The 18,968-nt window shown below is 65.7% G+C and carries 22 protein-coding genes; 12 read left to right on the top strand and 10 right to left on the bottom strand.

From position 1 onward, the window contains the following. Nucleotides 1-31: 31 nt before the first annotated feature. Both Q1U94_RS06050 and Q1U94_RS06045 read left to right on the top strand, forming a co-directional pair. Nucleotides 32-580 carry a DUF2975 domain-containing protein gene (locus Q1U94_RS06050; protein ID WP_300542721.1) on the top strand — a complete coding sequence of 183 codons (549 nt, stop codon included), beginning with the start codon at nucleotides 32-34 and terminating at the stop codon, nucleotides 578-580. 15 nt (nucleotides 581-595) lie between these two features. After that, nucleotides 596-829: a helix-turn-helix transcriptional regulator gene (locus tag Q1U94_RS06045; RefSeq protein WP_300542719.1), complete on the top strand. Its 234-nt coding sequence runs from the start codon at nucleotides 596-598 to the stop codon at nucleotides 827-829. Nucleotides 830-993: 164 nt separating this feature from the next. On the opposite strand, the gene rph is transcribed toward Q1U94_RS06045, so the two are convergent. After that, complete coding sequence (gene rph / locus Q1U94_RS06040) at nucleotides 994-1,716, bottom strand: ribonuclease PH (RefSeq protein WP_300542717.1); 723 nt, start codon at nucleotides 1,714-1,716, stop codon at nucleotides 994-996. Between the two features lie 141 nt (nucleotides 1,717-1,857). Between rph and hrcA the strand changes: the two genes are divergently transcribed. The 3 genes from hrcA (at nucleotide 1,858) to Q1U94_RS06025 (ending at nucleotide 5,236) form a co-directional block, all read left to right on the top strand. Continuing rightward, nucleotides 1,858-2,934 (top strand): heat-inducible transcriptional repressor HrcA, encoded by a 1,077-nt coding sequence (gene hrcA, locus Q1U94_RS06035; RefSeq protein WP_300542716.1) that lies wholly within the window; start codon nucleotides 1,858-1,860, stop codon nucleotides 2,932-2,934. Nucleotides 2,935-2,943: 9 nt separating this feature from the next. Continuing rightward, complete coding sequence (gene grpE, locus Q1U94_RS06030; RefSeq protein ID WP_300542714.1) at nucleotides 2,944-3,597, top strand: nucleotide exchange factor GrpE; 654 nt, start codon at nucleotides 2,944-2,946, stop codon at nucleotides 3,595-3,597. A gap of 112 nt (nucleotides 3,598-3,709) precedes the next feature. Beyond that, on the top strand, nucleotides 3,710-5,236 hold the full coding sequence (locus Q1U94_RS06025) for an FMN-binding glutamate synthase family protein (protein WP_366917266.1): 1,527 nt from the start codon (nucleotides 3,710-3,712) through the stop codon (nucleotides 5,234-5,236). Between the two features lie 45 nt (nucleotides 5,237-5,281). On the opposite strand, the gene Q1U94_RS06020 is transcribed toward Q1U94_RS06025, so the two are convergent. The 4 genes from Q1U94_RS06020 to Q1U94_RS06005 form a co-directional block, all read right to left on the bottom strand. Then, a complete protein-coding gene (locus Q1U94_RS06020; protein ID WP_366917262.1) occupies nucleotides 5,282-5,635 on the bottom strand; it encodes a YMGG-like glycine zipper-containing protein in 354 nt (117 codons plus the stop codon). A 176-nt stretch (nucleotides 5,636-5,811) separates the two neighbouring features. Further along, nucleotides 5,812-6,159: a glycine zipper domain-containing protein gene (locus Q1U94_RS06015; protein ID WP_300542710.1), complete on the bottom strand. Its 348-nt coding sequence runs from the start codon at nucleotides 6,157-6,159 to the stop codon at nucleotides 5,812-5,814. 70 nt (nucleotides 6,160-6,229) lie between these two features. Further along, nucleotides 6,230-6,871, bottom strand: a complete 642-nt coding sequence (locus tag Q1U94_RS06010; protein WP_300542709.1) for an alpha-ketoglutarate-dependent dioxygenase AlkB — start codon at nucleotides 6,869-6,871, stop codon at nucleotides 6,230-6,232. A gap of 76 nt (nucleotides 6,872-6,947) precedes the next feature. Continuing rightward, nucleotides 6,948-7,394, bottom strand: coding sequence for a DUF4157 domain-containing protein (locus tag Q1U94_RS06005; protein WP_300542708.1), 447 nt, complete (start codon nucleotides 7,392-7,394; stop codon nucleotides 6,948-6,950). Nucleotides 7,395-7,674: 280 nt separating this feature from the next. On the opposite strand from Q1U94_RS06005, the gene dnaK reads away from it, so the two are divergent. From dnaK to Q1U94_RS05975, 6 genes are all read left to right on the top strand, one after another. Further along, on the top strand, nucleotides 7,675-9,585 hold the full coding sequence (gene dnaK, locus Q1U94_RS06000; protein ID WP_300542707.1) for a molecular chaperone DnaK: 1,911 nt from the start codon (nucleotides 7,675-7,677) through the stop codon (nucleotides 9,583-9,585). A 63-nt stretch (nucleotides 9,586-9,648) separates the two neighbouring features. Then, on the top strand, nucleotides 9,649-10,512 hold the full coding sequence (locus Q1U94_RS05995; protein ID WP_300542706.1) for an FkbM family methyltransferase: 864 nt from the start codon (nucleotides 9,649-9,651) through the stop codon (nucleotides 10,510-10,512). Continuing rightward, nucleotides 10,512-11,696, top strand: a complete 1,185-nt coding sequence (dnaJ, locus tag Q1U94_RS05990) for a molecular chaperone DnaJ (RefSeq protein ID WP_300542705.1) — start codon at nucleotides 10,512-10,514, stop codon at nucleotides 11,694-11,696. Before Q1U94_RS05995 ends, dnaJ begins: the two co-directional genes overlap by 1 nt. Nucleotides 11,697-11,743: 47 nt before the next feature. After that, entirely contained in the window at nucleotides 11,744-12,871 is a 1,128-nt protein-coding gene (locus Q1U94_RS05985) for a hypothetical protein (RefSeq protein ID WP_300542704.1), read from the top strand. Then, nucleotides 12,868-13,692, top strand: coding sequence for a 4-hydroxy-tetrahydrodipicolinate reductase (gene dapB, locus Q1U94_RS05980; protein WP_300542703.1), 825 nt, complete (start codon nucleotides 12,868-12,870; stop codon nucleotides 13,690-13,692). The genes Q1U94_RS05985 and dapB overlap by 4 nt, the downstream gene beginning before the upstream one ends. Before the next feature lie 116 nt (nucleotides 13,693-13,808). Then, nucleotides 13,809-14,483, top strand: coding sequence for a YafY family protein (locus tag Q1U94_RS05975; RefSeq protein WP_300542702.1), 675 nt, complete (start codon nucleotides 13,809-13,811; stop codon nucleotides 14,481-14,483). A 139-nt stretch (nucleotides 14,484-14,622) separates the two neighbouring features. Here Q1U94_RS05975 and Q1U94_RS05970 read toward each other — a convergent pair whose 3' ends face one another. From Q1U94_RS05970 to Q1U94_RS05955, 4 genes are read right to left on the bottom strand one after another with little or no spacing between them, the layout of a single operon-like run. Beyond that, nucleotides 14,623-15,081 (bottom strand): VOC family protein, encoded by a 459-nt coding sequence (locus Q1U94_RS05970; protein WP_300542701.1) that lies wholly within the window; start codon nucleotides 15,079-15,081, stop codon nucleotides 14,623-14,625. A 12-nt stretch (nucleotides 15,082-15,093) separates the two neighbouring features. Next, nucleotides 15,094-15,663, bottom strand: coding sequence for a hypothetical protein (locus tag Q1U94_RS05965; protein ID WP_300542699.1), 570 nt, complete (start codon nucleotides 15,661-15,663; stop codon nucleotides 15,094-15,096). Nucleotides 15,664-15,672: 9 nt separating this feature from the next. Beyond that, entirely contained in the window at nucleotides 15,673-16,521 is an 849-nt protein-coding gene (locus Q1U94_RS05960) for a methylated-DNA--[protein]-cysteine S-methyltransferase (protein WP_300542697.1), read from the bottom strand. Nucleotides 16,522-16,546: 25 nt separating this feature from the next. Then, nucleotides 16,547-17,107, bottom strand: coding sequence for a DUF2244 domain-containing protein (locus Q1U94_RS05955; RefSeq protein ID WP_300542695.1), 561 nt, complete (start codon nucleotides 17,105-17,107; stop codon nucleotides 16,547-16,549). Between the two features lie 89 nt (nucleotides 17,108-17,196). Between Q1U94_RS05955 and nth the strand changes: the two genes are divergently transcribed. After that, nucleotides 17,197-17,889, top strand: coding sequence for an endonuclease III (gene nth / locus Q1U94_RS05950; protein WP_300542693.1), 693 nt, complete (start codon nucleotides 17,197-17,199; stop codon nucleotides 17,887-17,889). Nucleotides 17,890-18,009: 120 nt separating this feature from the next. On the opposite strand, the gene Q1U94_RS05945 is transcribed toward nth, so the two are convergent. Further along, entirely contained in the window at nucleotides 18,010-18,894 is an 885-nt protein-coding gene (locus Q1U94_RS05945; RefSeq protein WP_300542691.1) for a hypothetical protein, read from the bottom strand. Nucleotides 18,895-18,968 lie beyond the last annotated feature (74 nt).

Raw genomic sequence — 18,968 nt, 5'->3', positions numbered from 1 at the left:
AGGCCTCATTCACAAACGGGAAGGGGCGGGCATGAAGACACTGGGCCACGGGTCTCTCGCATCCATCGTCAAGGTGGTGCTGGACATCGTCTGGTACATCGCCTGGGTATTGCTCGCCTTTGCGGCGCTGGTCATCCTGGCCGCGGGCGCGACATTGGTCATGGACTTCCTCGGCTATTCGCCGGGGCCGATTTCCGAGCTGCTGCAGGGTATTCGCAGCCATGGCTGGATCTTCCCGATCCTCGTTGCGGAAATCATCGCTTTCATGATCGTGGTCGACCGGCTGCGGCGCATCTTCTCGACCCTGATCGCGGGCGACCCCTTCGTGCCGGAAAATGCGGGCCATCTGCGGGTCATCGCGCTTGCGATTGCCGGCTACCAGGTGCTGCGCCATGTCACGCAGGGCGCCGTGGCAATGCTGCTGACCATCATGGACCAGCCGGTCCTGGGCGGTCTGGAACTGACGGCGACGGCCAATATCGACCTGGGCGCCTGGTTTGCGGTGGCGGCACTGCTGGTGCTTGCGGAAGTCTTCCGCGAAGGTGCGCGAATGCGCCAAGAACAAAAACTGACGATTTAGGGGGACGCCGAACACATGCCCATCCGCGTCACCCTCGACCGAATGCTCCTCGAGCGCCGCATGTCGCTGACCGAACTCTGCGACCGTGTCGGCATCACCATGGCCAACCTGTCCATCCTCAAGACAGGCAAGGCCAAGGCGGTGCGCTTCTCCACCCTGGAGGCGCTGTGCCGTGAACTCGACTGCCAGCCGGGAGACCTGCTGAGCTTCGACGATGAAGAGGACGACAGCCGCGACGCCGCCGAATAGGCGCGAACGGCGCTACCCGGATCCGCCCGACCGAGTTCAGGGCGGTCAGACGGCGGGGGCGGGCCTGCACGGTAGCCCCTTCCCAAAGAGGCCGTGCGGGCCATTCACCAGCCCCCCAGCGCGCTCCCGCCGTCTGTCTTTTGCGCCGGTTTCCCGGCGATGCCTCAGCCCTTTGCCGCCAGCGCCGCGATCTGCGCTTCGCACAATTGCGCCACACCCGCCTTGGCCAGGGCGAACAGGTCGTTGAAGTTACCTTCCGGGATCGGACGGTCCTCCGCAGTCGCCTGAATTTCGACGATACCGCCATTATTCGTCAGCACAAAATTGGCATCGGCCTCGGCGCGGCGGTCTTCCTCATATTCCAGGTCGAGGCGGGTTTCGCCGTCGATCACGCCGCAGGAAATGGCGGCAAGCTGACCATAGACCGGGTCCGCCTTGAGAAGGCCCTCCTCGATCAGATAGGCCGTGGCCTGCTTCAGGGCGACCCAGGCGCCGGTGATCGCGGCGGTACGGGTGCCGCCATCGGCCTGGATGACGTCGCAATCGATGGTGATCTGGCGCTCGCCCAGGGCTTTGAGATCGACCACTGCCCGCAGCGAGCGGCCGATCAGGCGCTGGATTTCCTGGGTGCGGCCAGACTGTTTACCCGCCGCCGCCTCGCGGCGCGACCGGGTGTGGGTGGAGCGCGGCAGCATGCCGTATTCCGCCGTCACCCAGCCCTTGCCGCCGCCGCGAAGCCACGGCGGCACCCCGTCCTCGACACTCGCCGTGCACAGAACATGCGTACCGCCGAAGCGGGCCAGGCAGGAGCCTTCCGCATAGAGCGAAGCGCCGGCTTCCAGAGCAATCTCCCGCATCGCGTCGCGTGCCCGTCCCTGAGGTCTCATCGAAATCTCCAGCTTGTCATCGTCCGCCGCTCCTAGACGCATGCGCGCCGGGCATCAAGCACCGCCGCACTGACTGCGCCGGGTAAACCCGTCCGACAAACGCGATTGAACCGGCGCGCGGCCACGATTAATTCAGTAGGCATGGCCGAGACCAAGCCCGAAAGCGCACTGGCGTCCCTGGACGAACGCATGCGCACGATCTTCCGCGAGATCGTGGAAGCCTATCTGCGTTCGGGCGAACCGGTGGGCTCGCGCACCCTGTCACAGACCGGAAACCTGGCGCTGTCCCCGGCCTCGATCCGCAACACGATGGCCGATCTGGCCCAGATGGGGCTTTTGACCGCGCCGCATTCCAGCGCCGGACGCATGCCCACCCATGCGGGCCTGCGCCTTTTCGTCGACGGACTGCTGCAGGTGGGCGAGCTGTCGGACGATGAACGCCGGGCGATCGAGGGCAAGGTGTCCGTCTCGGGACGCTCGACCCAGGGCCTGCTGACCGAGGCCTCCACCCTGCTCAGCGGTCTGGCGGGCGGCGCCGGTCTGGTGGTTACGCCCAAGCGGGAGGCTCCGCTGCGCCATGTGGAATTCGTTCCGCTGTCGCCGCAGGAAGTCCTGGCCGTACTGGTGTTCGAGGACGGAACGGTCGAAAACCGCCTGATGCGGGCGCCAGAAGGCATGCCGCCGGTCACGCTTGTGGAAGCGGGCAATTATCTTTCCACCCGGCTGAAAGGCCGCAGTCTCGACGAGGCGCGCAAGGCAATCGGGCAGGAGATCGCGGAACGCCGCTCCCAGCTCGACAGCGCCGCGGAGGAGCTGGTCAAGCAGGGTCTCGCCGACTGGGCCGGCGGGTCGGGCGAGCGCGCCCTGATCGTGCGCGGACAGGCGCGGTTGCTGGAAAGCGTCGACGCGGCCGGGGATCTGGAACGCATCCGCATGCTGTTCGAGGACATCGAACGCAAGGAAGAGCTGATCACCCTGCTGGACAAGGCCCGCGACGGTGACGGGGTGCGTCTGTTCATCGGTGCGGAGAACCCGCTCTTCAGCCTGTCGGGTTCAAGCGTGATCGTGGCTCCCTATATGAACTCGGAACAGGAAATCATCGGGGCGCTGGGTGTAATTGGCCCCACCCGTTTGAACTATGCGCGTGTTATCCCCCTGGTCGACTACACAGCCCGTGTCGTCGGACAGATCCTCGATGGCGCGCGATCGCGAGAGTGAAGACCTGAAATGAGCGAAACCGACAACAACGAGACCCAGGCCGGTACGAACGAGACCGCGCCGGAGGCCGAAACCGACACGCAGACCGCCGGGGACGGCGCCGAGGCCGGATCGGGCGAGACCACGCCGGAAGAGGCTATCGCCAAGCTGACGGCGGAACTCGACGCCATGCGCGACAAGCTGCTGCGCGCCCTGGCCGAGGCGGAAAATACCCGCCGCCGGGCCGAGAAGGAGGTCAAGGATACGCGCGACTACGCCGTCTCCAGCTTCGCCAAGGACATGCTGGACGTGGCCGACAACCTGTCGCGGGCCATTGGCGCTGTGGACCAGAGCCAGCTCGACGATGCCCCCGACGCGGTGAAGAATCTCGTCGAGGGCGTGGAAATGACCGAAAAGGCCATGCTCTCCAAGATGGAGCGGCACGGTGTGAAAAAGGTCGATCCGGCCCCCGGCGACGCTTTCGACCCGCATCTTCACCAGGCCGTGGCCCAGATCCCTTCGGACCAGCCGTCCGGCAAGATCGCCTCGGTTATGCAGACCGGTTTCGTCATCGGCCAGCGCACCCTGCGTGCAGCCATGGTGGCGGTTTCGGCCGGCAGCCCGTCCGGCGACGGCGATGGCGGCCCGCAGGCGCCGGGCGACGGGGTCGACGTGAAGGCCTGATCCCGCCTCACATCCCATCACAGGTCCGACAATTCGCGCCGGACCTCTCGCAAGGGAAGCCGCGGCGATGCATGATGCGCCGGTCTCGACGAGGGGATTAGCGAACATGCCGATGCTGCCGCAATGGGCGATGGATGCGATGAACATCCTGACGCAGGCCTTCATCCTGGCGCTGGGCCTGGCCGCGCTGGCCGCCGTGGTCATGTATGCCGCGGATGTGACACAGACCCGCGACGCTGTGCGCCGTAATTACCCCCTTGTTGGCCGGTTCCGCAGCCTGTTCACCACGCTGGGCGAATTCTTCCGCCAGTATTTCTTCGCCATGGACCGCGAGGAACTGCCCTTCAACCGCGCCGAGCGCGACTGGGTCTACCGGTCAGCCCAGGGTGAGGGCGGCACGATCCCCTTCGGTTCGACCAAGCCGATGGACAAGCCGGGAACGGCGATTTTCGTGAATTGCGCCTTTCCCCTGCTGGACGATCATGCGGCCGCCACCCAACCTCTGCGCATCGGCCCTTTTGCCCGCGAACCCTATGATGCCCCATCCTTTTTCAACATTTCCGGCATGAGCTATGGCGCCCTGTCCACGCCGGCGATCCGCGCCTTGTCGCGCGGAGCGGCCAAGTCGGGAATCTGGCTCAATACCGGCGAGGGCGGGCTGTCGGACATGCATCTGGAAGGCGGCTGCGATCTGGTCTTCCAGATCGGCACCGCGAAATACGGTGTACGCAATTCCGAGGGCGGGCTGTCCGTCGAACGCCTGCGCGAGGTCGCGGCGCGGCCCCAGGTAAAAATGTTCGAACTGAAACTCTCCCAGGGCGCCAAACCGGGCAAGGGCGGCATCCTGCCTGCCGAGAAAGTGACCAAGGAAGTCGCGAAGATACGGGGCATCCCGGCAGGCGAGGCGTCGATCTCGCCCAACCGTCATCCCGAATTCGACAATGTCGACGGCCTGCTGGACATGATCGGACATATCCGCGAGGTCACCGGAAAGCCGGTCGGCATCAAGGCCGTGATCGGGGCCTATGGCTGGATCGAGGACTTGTGCGAGGCGGTGACCCGTCGCGGCGTGGAAAGCGCTCCGGATTTCGTCACGGTCGACTCAGGCGATGGCGGCACCGGCGCCGCGCCGATGGCGCTGATGGACAATGTCGGCCTGACCATCCGGGAAAGCCTGCCCATGGTCGCCGACATTCTCGAACGCTACGGGCTGCGCGGGCGAATCCGCATTGTCGCCTCGGGGAAGCTTCTCATTCCGGGTGCAGTGGCGTGGGCACTGGCCGCCGGGGCGGACTTCGTGCAGTGCGGGCGGGGTTTCATGTTCTCGCTGGGGTGTATCCAGGCGATGAAGTGCCACCGCAACACCTGCCCGACCGGTGTGACCACCCATGACAAGCGCCTGCAGCGTGGCCTGGTAGTCAGCGACAAGGCCGAGCGTGTGGCCGAATACGCCAACACGATCCGCGAGCACGTGGAAATGATCGCCCATTCCTGCGGCGTCGCCGAGCCGCGGCTCTTGCGGCGCAAGCATGTCCGCCTCGTCCAGGAACACGGCCGCTCCGTTCCCATGACGGCCATCGACTACTTGCCGCCCGATACGGGCGCAAACGCGCCGCGCGACATGCCGGTGCAACACTAGACGCGCCGGGGCCCGAATGAGCCCCGGCGCGAATGTCCGATAGTGCTAGCAGGCGCGGTATTCGCCGTTGCGCCAATACGTGCAGCGGTCGCGGCTGTCGACATAATACTCCCGGCGGGCGCGCTCATCGTAGTAGAGCTGGGAATGATTGCGATTGCTCTCATTCCACCGGCAGCCGCCGTCATGACGGCAACCGGCGTAAGCCCCTGCCGCAGCGCCGACCACACCGCCGATGATGGCGCCCGTTTCAGCATCGCCGGAACCGGTATTGTTGCCGATGATGGCACCAGCCGCGGCGCCGAGCGCACCGCCGGTCACAGCACCCTGGGTGGTCGCCCCGCAGGCCGCCAGGCTCACAGCCACGACCCCAATCGCAAAGACACGTCCGATCACTGCCATCTCCCTGGCTGATTGACCCGGCGCCTACCATTCCGGCGACCGGGCAGAACGAAACGGATCGTAGACCTGCGATCGTGACACGGAGATGAACAGAACCGTCCCGCCGGCCCTTTCGCGCAAAAAAGGCGCCGGAGCCTTCCGCTCCGGCGCCCGCCTTGTGGAGTGCTGGCTATTGGCTAGCAGGCGCGGTATTCGCCGTTGCGCCAATAGGTGCAGCCGTCACGGCTGTTGATGTAGTAGTCGCGGCGCGCGCGCTCGTCATAGTACAGTTCGGAATGATAGCGATTGTCGCTGTTCCAGCGGCAGCCGCCCTCGGAACGGCACCCGGCATAGGCCCCGGCTGCAGCGCCGACGGCACCGCCGATCAGCGCGCCGGTTTCGGCATCGCCCGATCCCGTATTGTTACCGATAATGGCACCGGCGGCCGCACCCATGGCGCCGCCGGTGGCAGCACCCCGGGTCGTCGCACCGCAGGCAGAAAGCCCAAGCGCAGCGACGCTGACGATAAGCAGTGACTTGATCATGGCGTCGTCTCCCGTTGTTTGCTTCAACACACTCTGTGCAACGCCCGAATGTGGCGAAAGTTCCGCGGGCTCATCCGGGCAGGGTCACGCGGCGCATGGTCAGATTGATGCGGCCGCCGCCGGGAAAGACCTCGTCCGGCAACAGGGTCGATGTGCCCGGATAGATGCGGTCGACACCGTGATAGCTGCGCCGCGCCGCGCCGCCCAGCACCACCACGTCACCCGACGACAGTACCATGGACGCAGTCTTGCCGCGGCGTGTTGTGCCGCCGACACGGAACCGCGCCTTGTCACCCAGCGACACCGATACGACCGCTGCATCCGCCGCCTCCTCGTCCCAATCCACATGCAGACCCATGCGGCTGTCGGGCCCGTACCAATTGACCAGACAGGCTTCAGGCGGGGCGCAATACCCGGAGAGCTGGGCCCACAGGTCGAGCAGGACGGGAGGAATGGGGGGCCAGGGCTCGCCGGTCAGCGGATGTACCGGTTCGTAGCGATAGCCGCCCTCCTTGTCCGTGACCCAGCCCAGCCGGCCAAAATTGGTCATTTTCACGGACAGTGGCTGGCCGGAGCGCGGCATGGCCGGCCGCCAGAACGGGGCGATTTTCGCGGCGGCCACAACAGTTTCAATCAGCGCAGCCTGAGCTGTGCGGTTGAGATGTTCCGGCAGGAGACGAAAGCCTGGGAGGGGCAGCACGGGTTCGGACATGCCGGGAAGATGGCAATTCCCGACCGCCGCGGCCAGTCATGTCCGCCTTGTTCGCACAGATGCTGGCCCCGGTATCCTATTGCGGCCGGTCGTCACGCCGCGAGCGCGTAGACTGGCGCTGACGACGGGTTCGCGCGTCTTGCTCCGCTCTGCGGCCGTCGGCCGAAGGCTCGTCGTCATCCGCCTCACCATCGCTCGCCTGTGATTGCTGCTGCAAAGTGTGGGCAAGCTCATGCGCCATGAGGTTCCGGCTTCCCGGATTGCCGGAGCGGGGACCGAGCTGAACATCGCGACCGGTCGTCAGCGCCCGGGCCCCCAGATTGTCGGCCGTATCCGCCGCCGCGCTGTCGGTATGGACCCGCACGCCGGACAGGTCGCCGCCGGTCTCGGTCGATGTCTGGCCACCCGTATCGCCGCTATTGCTGTTGCCTGTATCTCCCCCGCCATCGCCATCATCGTCCTGGGCCAGGCCGGCCGTGCCCACCACGGCTGCTCCTAGGGCTGCTGCAAGAATGCGTATCATTTCCCTTCCTCCCGCTGGTTTCTCAGCACCGGCAGGATATCATATGAGCCGGTCCGGCCTGTACTTGGCCTGAACACGCACTTGCACTGTCAGCCCGCCCTCCCTAAATCGCCCACCAAGCGCGGGGTTATTCCCCGGCAGCGTGAACCACACCGGCGGCGGCATCGCCGGTATATCAATGACGATCCCGAAGGGGACGGCGAACGGCATCCGGGACGCTTGTGAACAAGGTCCGGTATGCGCCGAGCCGGTCCCGCTTGGAAAAACGGAGAGACGATCAATGAGCAAGGTCATCGGCATCGACCTGGGTACGACCAACTCCTGTGTGGCCGTTATGGAAAACGGCCAGGCGAAGGTCATCGAGAATTCAGAGGGCGCGCGGACAACCCCCTCCGTGGTGGCTTTCACCGAGGATGGCGAGCGCCTCATGGGCCAGCCGGCAAAGCGCCAGGCCGTCACCAATCCCGACTACACGTTCTTTGCCATCAAGCGCCTGATCGGCCGCATGATGGACGATCCGACGGTCAAAAAAGACATCGACATGGTGCCCTACAAGATCGTGCCGTCGGACAACAACGATGCCTGGGTTCAGGGGCGCGACAAGAAATATGCACCCTCCGAGATTTCGGCCTTCACGCTGCAGAAGATGAAAGAGACCGCGGAAAGCTATCTCGGCGAAAAGGTCGAGAAGGCGGTCATCACGGTTCCGGCCTATTTCGATGACGCCCAGCGTCAGGCCACCAAGGATGCCGGCAAGATCGCCGGCCTGGAAGTCCTGCGCATCATTTACGAGCCGACCGCGGCGGCCCTCGCCTACGGTCTGGACAAGGGAGAGAACAAGACGATTGCCGTCTTCGACCTCGGTGGCGGCACGTTCGACGTCTCCATTCTGGAAATCGGCGACGGTGTCTTCGAGGTGAAGGCGACCAATGGCGACACCTTCCTCGGTGGTGAAGACTTCGACATGCGCATCGTCGAATACCTCGCCGACGAGTTCAAAAAGGAAAACGGCATCGACCTGCGCCAGGACAAGCTGGCCCTGCAGCGCCTGAAGGAAGAAGCCGAGAAGGCCAAGAAGGAACTGTCTTCGGCGACCTCCTACGAGGTGAACCTGCCCTTTATCACCGCCGACGCCTCGGGCCCGAAACACCTCAATATCAAGCTCTCCCGCGCCAAGCTGGAGGCGCTGGTCGAGGATCTGATCAAGCGCACGCTGGATCCGTGCAAGAAGGCCCTCAAGGATGCCGGTATCTCGGCGTCCGAGATCGACGACATCGTCCTGGTCGGCGGCATGACCCGCATGCCGAAAGTCCAGGAAGCGGTAAAGGGCTTCTTCGGCAAGGACCCGCACAAGGGCGTCAATCCGGACGAGGTCGTCGCCATGGGTGCTGCCATCCAGGCCGGCGTGCTGCAGGGCGATGTGAAGGACGTGCTGCTGCTCGACGTGACCCCGCTTTCCCTGGGCATCGAAACCCTGGGCGGCGTGTTCACCCGCCTGATCGAGCGCAACACCACCATCCCGACCAAGAAGTCCCAGGTCTTCTCGACCGCCGACGACAACCAGACCGCCGTGACCATCCGGGTATCCCAGGGTGAGCGCGAAATGGCGGCCGATAACAAGCTGCTCGGACAGTTCGACCTGGTCGGCATCCCGCCGGCCCCGCGCGGACTGCCGCAGATCGAGGTCACGTTCGACATCGACGCGAACGGCATCGTCAACGTCTCGGCGAAGGACAAGGCCACCGGCAAGGAACAGGCGATCCGCATCCAGGCCTCCGGCGGCCTCTCGGACGACGATATCGAGCAGATGGTCCAGGACGCCGAAGCGAATGCCGAGGCCGACAAGAAGAAGAAGGACCTGGCCGAGGCCCGCAACGGCGCCGAAGCCATGGTCCATCAGACCGAGAAACAGCTCGAGGAATTCGGCGACAAGGTCCCGGCCGCCGACAAGGACGCCATCGAGGCGGCCCTGGCCGAGCTGAAGGACGTCAAGGACGGCGAAGACCCCGAAGCCATCCAGCAGAAGACCCAGGCCCTGGTCCAGGCCGCCATGAAGCTGGGCGAGGCCATGTATGCCGCTCAGCAGTCCGAAGCCTCCGAGGGTGGCGAAACCACCGGGGATGCTTCCGAGGACGACGTGGTTGACGCGGAATTCTCCGAAGTCGACGACGAAAACAAGAAGGACGCGTAAGGTCCGGTGTTCCGGAGCGATGGACAAGCCGTCGCTCCGGGCCGTCCGGCCCCGGAGAGCCCCATGGCCCGTCCCGACCCGATCTCTGCTCCCTTTGGCGCCTTCGCGCTTCCCGCTCCGGCCGAATGGCTGCGGCGCCTGCCCACCTCCCTGCCTCTGGATGCCCTGCGCCGCGGGGCGGAAACCCTGGTCCGCCGCGCCCTGATGTCCAGCGGTCGGGAGATCGCGGATATCGAGGTCTTTCCCGGCCAGTTCGCCCGGCTTCACCTGCGCGACAATCGTTGCGAAAAACGGGTCTTTGCCGGTGCGAAGACCTGGGACAATGCCGAACGTGCCGAGATCCGCGCCCGTCTGGCAGAACACGACAGCGAGGATGCTTTCGTCTTTGTCGACGCCGGGGCCAATGCGGGCCTTTATACGCTTTCGGTGCTGGCCGACGCCGCCGAGCTGGCCAAGCCGGTCCAGGTACTGGCGATCGAGCCCGATCCGGAAAACCGGCGCCGGCTGGAGTTCAATCTTCAATCCTCGAATGCCGAGGCCGTGACAGTCCTGCCCTGGGCGCTCGGTGCCGAAGAGGGTGAGGTCTGGATGAGCGCCTGCGGCAAAAATCGCGGCGAGGTCCATGTCGAAGCCCGCGGCGAGGGGAAAAGCGTCCCGCTACGCCCGCTGGCGGCGGCGCTCGCCGAGGCCGGTATCGAGCGGGTCGATGTCATGAAAATGGACATCGAGGGCTATGAACCGCTCGTTCTTAAGACCTTCTTCGCGGAATCACCGCGAACGCTGTGGCCTGGCATGATTCTGATAGAGACGCGGCACGATGCTGCGATTGAGGACGGCGCTGCCGGTCTGTGCCTGCAGCACGGATACACGCTGGCGCGGCAAATGCGGCAGAACGCGATCCTGGTTCTGCCCGATGGTGAAATTTGATGAGTAAGCGCGACTATTACGAAACCCTCGGCGTCGATAAATCCGCCGACGACAAGGCCCTCAAGAGCGCCTATCGCAAGCTTGCGATGAAATACCATCCGGACAAGAATCCGGGCGACGCGGGCGCCGAGGCGCGGTTCAAGGAAGTCGGCGAGGCCTATGCTATCCTGTCGGACAAGGACAAGCGCGCCGCCTATGACCGCATGGGTCATGCCGCGTTCGAGCACAATGGCGGCATGGGCGGCGGTCAGGGCCCGTTCGGCGGAGCGGCCGGTGCGGCCGAGTTCGCGGACATTTTCGAACAGGTCTTCGGCGAGGCCTTCGGTATGGGCGGTATGGGCGGACGCCGTGGCGGACGCAGTCACGGACCGGCCCGCGGCGCCGACCTGCGCTTTGATCTGGAGATTTCGCTGGAAGAGGCCTTCAACGGCAAGGACACCACGATCAAGGTGCCCACGGCCATGCATTGCGAACGCTGCGACGGGCAGGGCAATGAGCCGGGCACCGAGCTGGAAACCTGCGGCACCTGCCATGGTGCTGGCCGGATCCGCCGGTCCCAAGGCTTTTTCACCATGGAACAGACCTGCCCGCATTGTGGCGGACGCGGCCAGTATGTGAAGACGCCCTGCCAGGAGTGCGACGGGGTCGGCCGGGTGCGCAAGAACCGCACCCTCAACGTCACCGTTCCGGCCGGCGTCGAGGATGGTACCCGTATCCGCCTGGCCGGCGAGGGCGAAGCCGGGGCCCGAGGCGGCCCGCGCGGCGATCTCTACATCTTCATTTCCGTTCGCCCGCACGAGATTTTCGAGCGCGACGGCCCCAACCTTTATTGCCGCACACCGGCCTCCATGGTGCAGGCGGCCCTGGGCTGTTCCATCCCGGTACCCACGATCGAGGGCGGCAAGGCCGAGATGAAGATCCCCGAAGGCGCCCAGACGGGCCGCCGCATGCGGCTGAAGGGCAAGGGCATGCCGCGCCTGCGCGGCGGGCCGCGCGGCGACATGATCGTCGAACTGTTTGTTGAAACCCCGCGCAATCTCTGCGACCGGCAGAAGGAACTCCTCAAGGAATTCTGCGACCTGTCCGGCGAGGGCTGCAACCCTGACAGCGCGGGTTTCTTCAACAAAGTCAAACAGTTCTGGGACGATGTCACGACCGATGACGGCCGTCCAAACGCGAATTAGGGCGTGATCGCGTGACAGTCTGCGCCGGCGCGGCGTAGGGTTCGCGCATGGATACCACGCCGCAGCAAGCCGACCCGAAAACCGGGCCCGCCGCATCGCAGGCCGGATACTACCAGCCACTAGAGGTGCGGGCCTATCGCGCCTCGCCCGGCGGATTTGCAGTGACCACGCTGACGATCTTCGTTGCGGTTTACGGGCTCTATGTGCTGATCGCCGAAATCACCGGCCGGCCACCCCTGTTCGAAACCGGGGCCGACGGCGATCCGGTGCTGACCCAGGTCGCCTGGATCGCCCTTGTGCTCTCTCTCATCTTCACGGCCGGCACTGCCTTTACCGAAGCCGGGCGGCGGATGTGGGCGGCTGAAATTCCCCATCTGATCGCTGCGGTGACACCGCAGGGCGCGGCCGGAGCCCGGGGCCTGGCCGACGGCATTCCGATCGCCTGGCGCCGCTACTACACGGGCATGTTCTTCGCCGGGGCCGTGGCCGGTCTGTTTTTCAATGGTGTCCTGATCGTCACCAGCAATTTCACCTTGTCCACCTATCTGGCTTCGGTCGGGTTATGGTTCGTCCTCGTCTCGCCCTTTCTCTACGGAATAGGGTTTCGCGCCGGCGTCGACGTGGCGCGCGAGAGCAGTGCGATCAAGCAACTCATCCGCGACCATCTCGAGATCGACCTGTTCCGTCTCGACCGGCTGGACGTGTTTGGCCGGATCGGGCTGAGAGCGGCCCGGTCGTGGATGATCATGGCAGCCATCCTGCTGTTGTTCCTGATCAATCCCAACGAACCCGATCAGCTGTTCGCCGCCGAACAATTGTGGATGACAGTGCCGGTGGTCAGCGCCTCGGTGCTGGGCGGCCTCTTCCTGCTGACCAGCGCACTCCATCCGGTTCATGTGAAGATCCGGGCCGCCAAACAGGCCGAACTGGACCGTATCCATGCCGAAATGTCGGCAATGCGCGACAAGGCGCTGGCCGGCGATGCGGACGCGGCCTCGGCGCTGGCGGGCTATACCGATTACGAGGTCTGGGTGAACGGGCTGCGGGAATGGCCCGTATCGGCCAGTATCACGACCCGGTTCTCGCTTTACATCCTGTTGCCGGTAATTCCCATCATAGGGTCCTATGTTTTTGAAACACTGGCAAATCGACTGGTCACGGGAGGCGGTGGATGAGCCGGAGAATGAAGATCACCCTGCTGGGCGCTACGGGACGGCTGGGCAGCGCCATCGGCCGCGCGATTCTGGACGCGCCGGATATGGAACTGGCCGGCGCCGTGGTTCGTCTCGGCTCGGCAGCGGCGGGTCAGGATATCGGTGCCTGGCTGGGCGGCGAACCCATCGGCCGCCGCGCCGATGTCACGCTGGAGGATGCGCTGGGCGAGGCCGATGTGGTGATCGATGCCAGCCTGCCTGCCATGACCGTGGCCGCTGCGGAATACCTGGCCGAGCGAAACGGGACGCCGCTCGTCAGCGGGGTGACGGGGTTCGACGCCGAGCAGGCAGCCCGTCTGGACGCGGTCTCCCGGCGGGTGCCCCTGCTCACGGCTGACAATTTTTCCCTGGGCGTCGCCATTGCCGAGGCCCTGGTGCGTCATGCGGCACGGCTGCCGGCGGAGGACTGGGATATCGAGATCGAGGAAAGCCATCATCGGATGAAGGCCGACGCCCCCTCCGGCACGGCGCTGATGCTGGGCCGGGCCGCTGCCGAAACCCGAGGCGAGCGCCTCGAAGAGGTCGCCAGTTGGGCCCGCCACGGCCATACCGGACCACGTAAACCCGGAACGATCGGTTTCGCCGTCACACGGGGCGGCGCGATTGTCGGCGAGCATGCCGTGCGCCTAGTCGCCGAGATGGAGGAGATCGCCATCACTCACCGCGCCTTCGATCGCGCCATCTTCGCGCGCGGGGCGCTGGCGGCGGCCCGCTGGATCGACAATGGCGGACAGGCCCGGCCGGCCGGGCATTATTCCATGCAGGATGTCGTTGCAGGCTGACAATATCCTGACAAACCTGCCCTGCGCACGTGAACTACCGGCGCTGTGACAATCTTGCCTGAACCCGCGAACCCTGACATCATCCCGCCACGCTATCCGGCTTGCAGGAGGTGTCAGTGCGCCGCGCCGAACGTCTCATCCGCATCGTCCAGGCCCTGCGCGAAGCCGCGCCGGGGGCGGTGACCGCCCAGGAGATGGGCAAGCGTTTCGAGGTTTCCGAACGCACCATCTATCGCGATATCGCCCACCTGATCGGCTCCGGCGCCCCGATCGACGGAGAGGCCGGCGTGGGCTATGTGCTGCGCCCCGGTTTCGACCTGCCGCCGCTGACCTTTTCCTACGAACAGCTGGACGCGCTGGCCCTGGGCGCTCGCCTGGTCAAGGCGACGGGCGACAGGGACCTGGCCTCGGCCGCCGCCGAGGCGCTGTCCAAGATCGAGCACGCACTGCCGGACACACACCGCCAGCGCCTTCGTTCGACACCGCTCTTTGCTGCCTTCCTGGACGAGACCGTGCGGCCGGAAGCCTTCGGCCCGGTGCGCAACGCCATCGCGTCGAGACGCAAGCTGCGCGTGGTCTACAACTCCCTCGACGATGTCGTCACCAAACGCGTCATCCGCCCGCTGGCGCTGACCTGTTTCGGCCGCGTCTGGCTCTTGTCCGCCTGGTGCGAACTGCGAAACGATTTCCGCCACTTCCGCACCGACCGCATCGAACGGCTGACGGTGCTGGCGGAAAGCTATGAGGACGAGCCGGGGAAAAGGTTCGAAGACATGCGGCGGGCGGCGTAGGGAGCCCTTTCTGCCCTGCTTGAGGGGGAGGCGGCCGAGCGACACGCGGCAGAAGGGGCCGACGGCTGCGGCGCAGGCCCGCCTCACCCTTCCGCCGCACATCCGGCGAGTTTCCCTTCCCACCGGCGTCGGCAGGAAACTACCAACTCCCCGTATTCTCCATGCTCGCCCAGGGCTCCTGCGGGGGCAGGTGCTCGCCGCGCTGGAGCAGCTCGACGGAAATCCCGTCCGGCGAGCGTACAAAGGCCATGTGGCCGTCGCGGGGCGGACGGTTGATGGTGTAGCCCATGTCCATCAGCCGCTGGCAGGTGTCGTAGACACTGTCCATGCGATAGGCGAGATGGCCGAAATTGCGGCCGCCTGTGTACTCCTCGGGATCCCAGTTCCACGTCAGCTCCACACACGGCAGGCCCTCGGGTATCTTCCCGCCCGTATAGCCGGCCGCTTGGACATCCTCCGGCGTGGCCAGAAAGATGAGGGTGAAACGGCCCTTTTCGCTGTCCATCCGGCTGATCTCGGTCAGGCCCAGGCCCTCACAGTAAAAGCGCAGGCTTTCCTCCAGGTCCGAGACCCGGACCATGGTGTGCAGGTAACGCATGGCGGCAATCCCCTAATCCGACTCGTTGGCGGGTACATCCGGCTTCCGATCGGGCCGGGCCCTGACCGCCCATTTGGGGCGTTTGCGCGGAATGACAACATCGTCCAGCGGTTCGCCACGGGCGCGGGCGAGGGCGGGATTGAAGGGTTCCGGCCGCCGGGCATGGTGAATGCGGGCCACGACAAATCCGCACAATGCCCAGACCGCGCAGAAGCCGAAGAACATGTAGAACATCCAGGGATAATAGCCGACATCATACCAGGGTCCGCCATCCAGCCCCATCACGATGACCGGCCACAGCGCGACCAGACCGAAGGCGGCGGCCGGGGTCACCAGGATCGCCAGCACCAGAGCGGCGGCGATATAGAGCGCCCAGCGCGGCTCGAAGGCCGCGACATAGAGGCGTTCGAAGACCGCGGCATCGACGCCCTTCACCGTGCCGGGTTTGGATTCGCAGCGCTCACGGTATTCGATCCGCGCGTCTTCCATCAGCCGCCGGCGCGCCGCGACCCAGCGGATCAGGAAGGCGGCAGCGGCCACGAGGCCGATGATGGCGGCAAGGGCGAAGGGGTTGTTCGTCATGCCCCCAATCTAGCTCGCCATCGCCTCGTAGGCGAGCATGGCCCGCTTGCGGTCAACACCCCAGTGATAGCCGGTCAGCTGGCCGTCGGCCGCGATGACCCGGTGGCAGGGAATAAGCCAGGAGACGGGATTCGCGCCCACTGCCGCGCCGACGGCCCGGGCCGCCTTGGGCGTGCACACCCGTTCCGCGATGGCCTTGTAGGTCGTGGTCGCCCCCGCCGGTATGGTCAGAAGCGCGCGCCAGACCTGCCGCTGCCAGGGCGTGCCGTAGAGCGCCAGCGGGATCGGGTCGCTGTCACGCAGCGTGAAGATGCGCTCGGCCCAGCGCCGGGCCTCGGCATCGTCCCGGCGATAATCCGCCGCCGGATAGCGCGCCTCCAGATCGGCAAAGCCGGCTTCGGTATCGGGATCGGCAAAGGCCAGGGCCGACAGGCCGCGCGGCGAGATCAACAGCACGGCCTCGCCGAAGGGTGTCGGGGCCGTGCCCCAGGTAAAAGCCAGGCCGGCGCCGCGCCGTTTCGCATCGCCCGGCGTTACCGCCTCGTGGGCGATGAACAGATCGTGCAGCCGGCCCGGACCGGACAGGCCCGCATCGAAGGCAGCATCGAGCATGCTCGCGCCCTCGTCGAGGGCCTCGCGGGCGGCGCCATGGGCAAGGGCGCCGACATACTTTTTCGGGCTCACCCCGACCCAGCGGGTAAAGACACGCTGGAAATGGTGGGGCGACAGGCCTGCGGCGCGGGCGGCGGCTTCCAGATCGGGATGATCGCGCCAGTTCTCGCCCAGAAAGGCAAGCGCCGAGGCGATGCGGCGATAATCGCGGCTGGATGTGTCGAGATCGTAGATTTGTGCAGTCATGACACCCAGTCTACGCCACCCGGCACTAGGCTCCACCCGGTTCTTGCGACCGGGCGATGGCCGGGTTCAGCGAGGTCCGCGCAGCGTCGATGGCCCGGCCCAGCGCTTGAGCAAATTCGGCGCGCTCGGGCGGGCTGAGAAAACTGGCCAGAACCAGCGACCGGCCATGCGCGGTGAGCGCGACCTGGGCATGATGCTCTGCCGGATCGATCAGGCGCAGCTTCACCCAGGCAGTGGGCAGGCGATAGCGGCGCTTGTGGCCGGTGGGGTGCTGGCGAACCACATCGATATCGCGCGCGTCCACCCGCACCCATTCCCGGGCCCGCCCGTCACGGTAGGAGATCCTGAAAGCCAGCCAGACCAGAAAGGCATCGAGCCCGAAAAACGGCGTCACCGGCCAGGCCCCTATGGTGACGAACAGAATGCCGGCGGAAAAGGAGACGATCGCGATGGCGATCATCAAGGCCGTAAAGGCCGGATTGGGCAGGGACCGGTTGGGCGCCAGCTCGGCCTCCATGAAGACCGGCCCGTCATGCGGCACAACAGCCTCCGCCTCGGCGGGCCAGGTTTCCACAATCCGTTTCATGCCTGCCAAGATAAGCGCGGGACAGGGCGAGACAATGGCGCCGCAGGAAACGGGATGACAGGCGCGCCTGCCCGGCTATACCTGCCGCCATGAAGACGAAGCCCGCCAAAGCCAGGCCCCGCAGAAAACCCCAGCCGCGCGGCCTCACCCGCGAACAGGCGCACGATCTCATGGCCCGTCTGGCCCAGGACCGGCCGGAACCGCGCACCGAGCTGGATTACACCAATCCCTATACGCTTCTGGTCGCCGTCGCGCTGTCGGCCCAGGCGACCGATGTGGGCGTCAACAAGGCGACCCGCCGTCTGTTCCAGGAAGCCGGTACACCGGAAAAGATGGTAGCCTTGGGCGAGGAACATGTACGCGAGCGGATCAAGACGATCGGTCTTTTCCGCAACAAGGCGAAAAATGTCATTGCCCTGTCCCGACTGCTGATCGAGCGCCATGGCGGCGAAGTCCCCGGCGACCGTGCGGCCCTGGAGGCGCTGCCCGGTGTCGGCCGCAAGACCGCCAATGTCGTCCTCAACGAGGCCTTCGGCGAGCCGACCATCGCGGTGGACACGCATATTTTCCGCGTCGCCAACCGCACCGGCCTCGCGCCGGGCAAGGATCCGCTGGAGGTGGAACAGCGCCTGGAGCGGGTCGTGCCCGACGCGTACCGCAAGGGCGCCCATCACTGGCTGATCCTGCACGGTCGCTATCTCTGCAAGGCCCGCAAGCCGGAATGCTGGCGCTGCCCCGTCGCCGACCTCTGCCGCTTCAAGGAAAAAACGCCCGCGCCGTAAGCGGGTGTCTCTCTGCATTTCGGCCGCCCGCCGCGCACGCTTTTGTCTCCACGGCGTGTCCGCCTGGAGCGATGGGAGGGGTGCGGGATGAGGGTGTGCCGCGATTGCCGGGATCGCGGATCAACCCAGCAGCCCCGTCAGCGCCCGGGCGAAGACAATGCCCATGTCCGGGCCCTGCTCGGGGTAGAGATAGGGTTCCATCAGTTCGATCTCGATGAGCGCCAGCTGCCCGTCGAGCCCGCGCAGCATGTCGACACGGGCATACAGGAGATCGCCGTCGATACAGTCCAGCACGGAGCGCGCCAGGGCCAGCTCGTCCGCTGAGGGGTGGTGAACCTCTTCGCGGCCGCCATATTCCGACTGGACGCGATAATCCCCGTTCGCAGGCACTTTCCGGGCACAATGGGAAAAATCCCGGCCGAAGAAGAGAAAGGCATATTCACCCTCTTCGGCGACCGCCGGCAGGAAGGGCTGGATCATGGCCTCGGCCGGGGGCAGCCGGTCCGCCGGCGGCAGGATCTCGCCGCGCCTGACGCGCGCCTGGCGCCAGGCCCCGGCACCCAGCACGGGCTTGACCACGATATCGTCCGTCCCCAGCGTCTCGAACGCGCCGGATATCGTGTCCGCATCGGCCCGGCCGGCCCACACGGTGGGAATGGTCGGTGCGCCGCGGCCGGCCAGATCCCTGAGATAGGTCTTGTGCGTGTTCCAGCGCATCGTCGCCAGCGGATTGTAAAGCCGCGTGGCGGCATCGATGCGATCCAGCGCAGCCGCGAACTGTGCCGGCTTTTCCATATAGTCCCAGCACGTGCCCACCACGGCGGCATCGAAGCGCGCCGGGTCGAAGCCGGGATCGTCCCAGACCACCGGTTCCAGCGCGATGCCTGCTTCGCGGCAAGCCGGCTGCAGGGCGGCGATCTCGTACTCATATTCGAATGCGTCGGCCCGCGCTTGCGGGTGGTCACGGAACATGCAGGCGGCGGTCAGGAAGGCGGTGCGGATCATGCAATGGCGCTTAGCGGGCGCACCTTGTGGCGGCAAGCCTTGTTCTTGGCGTGCACTGCGTTTACCCCATGGGG

This window comes from Maricaulis sp. (assembly GCF_030149515.1).
In the GTDB taxonomy this organism is placed as follows: Bacteria; Pseudomonadota; Alphaproteobacteria; order Caulobacterales; family Maricaulaceae; genus Maricaulis.
Note: the sequence above shows the minus strand (reverse complement) of the source record. Positions and strands in the feature narration are given on the sequence as shown.

What these genes read in the sequence shown, in the direction of transcription:
- Q1U94_RS06025 (WP_366917266.1), top strand. Translation starts at nt 3,710, where the DNA reads ATGCTGCCGCAATGGGCGATGGATGCGATGAACATCCTGACGCAGGCC.
- Q1U94_RS05965 (WP_300542699.1), bottom strand. Translation starts at nt 15,663, where the DNA reads ATGACGAACAACCCCTTCGCCCTTGCCGCCATCATCGGCCTCGTGGCC.
- Q1U94_RS06015 (WP_300542710.1), bottom strand. Translation starts at nt 6,159, where the DNA reads ATGATCAAGTCACTGCTTATCGTCAGCGTCGCTGCGCTTGGGCTTTCT.
- Q1U94_RS05955 (WP_300542695.1), bottom strand. Translation starts at nt 17,107, where the DNA reads ATGAAACGGATTGTGGAAACCTGGCCCGCCGAGGCGGAGGCTGTTGTG.
- dnaJ (WP_300542705.1), top strand. Translation starts at nt 10,512, where the DNA reads ATGAGTAAGCGCGACTATTACGAAACCCTCGGCGTCGATAAATCCGCC.
- Q1U94_RS05960 (WP_300542697.1), bottom strand. Translation starts at nt 16,521, where the DNA reads ATGACTGCACAAATCTACGATCTCGACACATCCAGCCGCGATTATCGC.
- nth (WP_300542693.1), top strand. Translation starts at nt 17,197, where the DNA reads ATGAAGACGAAGCCCGCCAAAGCCAGGCCCCGCAGAAAACCCCAGCCG.
- grpE (WP_300542714.1), top strand. Translation starts at nt 2,944, where the DNA reads ATGAGCGAAACCGACAACAACGAGACCCAGGCCGGTACGAACGAGACC.
- Q1U94_RS06050 (WP_300542721.1), top strand. Translation starts at nt 32, where the DNA reads ATGAAGACACTGGGCCACGGGTCTCTCGCATCCATCGTCAAGGTGGTG.
- Q1U94_RS06020 (WP_366917262.1), bottom strand. Translation starts at nt 5,635, where the DNA reads ATGGCAGTGATCGGACGTGTCTTTGCGATTGGGGTCGTGGCTGTGAGC.
- Q1U94_RS05995 (WP_300542706.1), top strand. Translation starts at nt 9,649, where the DNA reads ATGGCCCGTCCCGACCCGATCTCTGCTCCCTTTGGCGCCTTCGCGCTT.
- hrcA (WP_300542716.1), top strand. Translation starts at nt 1,858, where the DNA reads ATGGCCGAGACCAAGCCCGAAAGCGCACTGGCGTCCCTGGACGAACGC.
- Q1U94_RS06045 (WP_300542719.1), top strand. Translation starts at nt 596, where the DNA reads ATGCCCATCCGCGTCACCCTCGACCGAATGCTCCTCGAGCGCCGCATG.
- Q1U94_RS05985 (WP_300542704.1), top strand. Translation starts at nt 11,744, where the DNA reads ATGGATACCACGCCGCAGCAAGCCGACCCGAAAACCGGGCCCGCCGCA.
- Q1U94_RS05945 (WP_300542691.1), bottom strand. Translation starts at nt 18,894, where the DNA reads ATGATCCGCACCGCCTTCCTGACCGCCGCCTGCATGTTCCGTGACCAC.
- dnaK (WP_300542707.1), top strand. Translation starts at nt 7,675, where the DNA reads ATGAGCAAGGTCATCGGCATCGACCTGGGTACGACCAACTCCTGTGTG.
- Q1U94_RS06005 (WP_300542708.1), bottom strand. Translation starts at nt 7,394, where the DNA reads ATGATACGCATTCTTGCAGCAGCCCTAGGAGCAGCCGTGGTGGGCACG.
- rph (WP_300542717.1), bottom strand. Translation starts at nt 1,716, where the DNA reads ATGAGACCTCAGGGACGGGCACGCGACGCGATGCGGGAGATTGCTCTG.
- dapB (WP_300542703.1), top strand. Translation starts at nt 12,868, where the DNA reads ATGAGCCGGAGAATGAAGATCACCCTGCTGGGCGCTACGGGACGGCTG.
- Q1U94_RS05970 (WP_300542701.1), bottom strand. Translation starts at nt 15,081, where the DNA reads ATGCGTTACCTGCACACCATGGTCCGGGTCTCGGACCTGGAGGAAAGC.
- Q1U94_RS06010 (WP_300542709.1), bottom strand. Translation starts at nt 6,871, where the DNA reads ATGTCCGAACCCGTGCTGCCCCTCCCAGGCTTTCGTCTCCTGCCGGAA.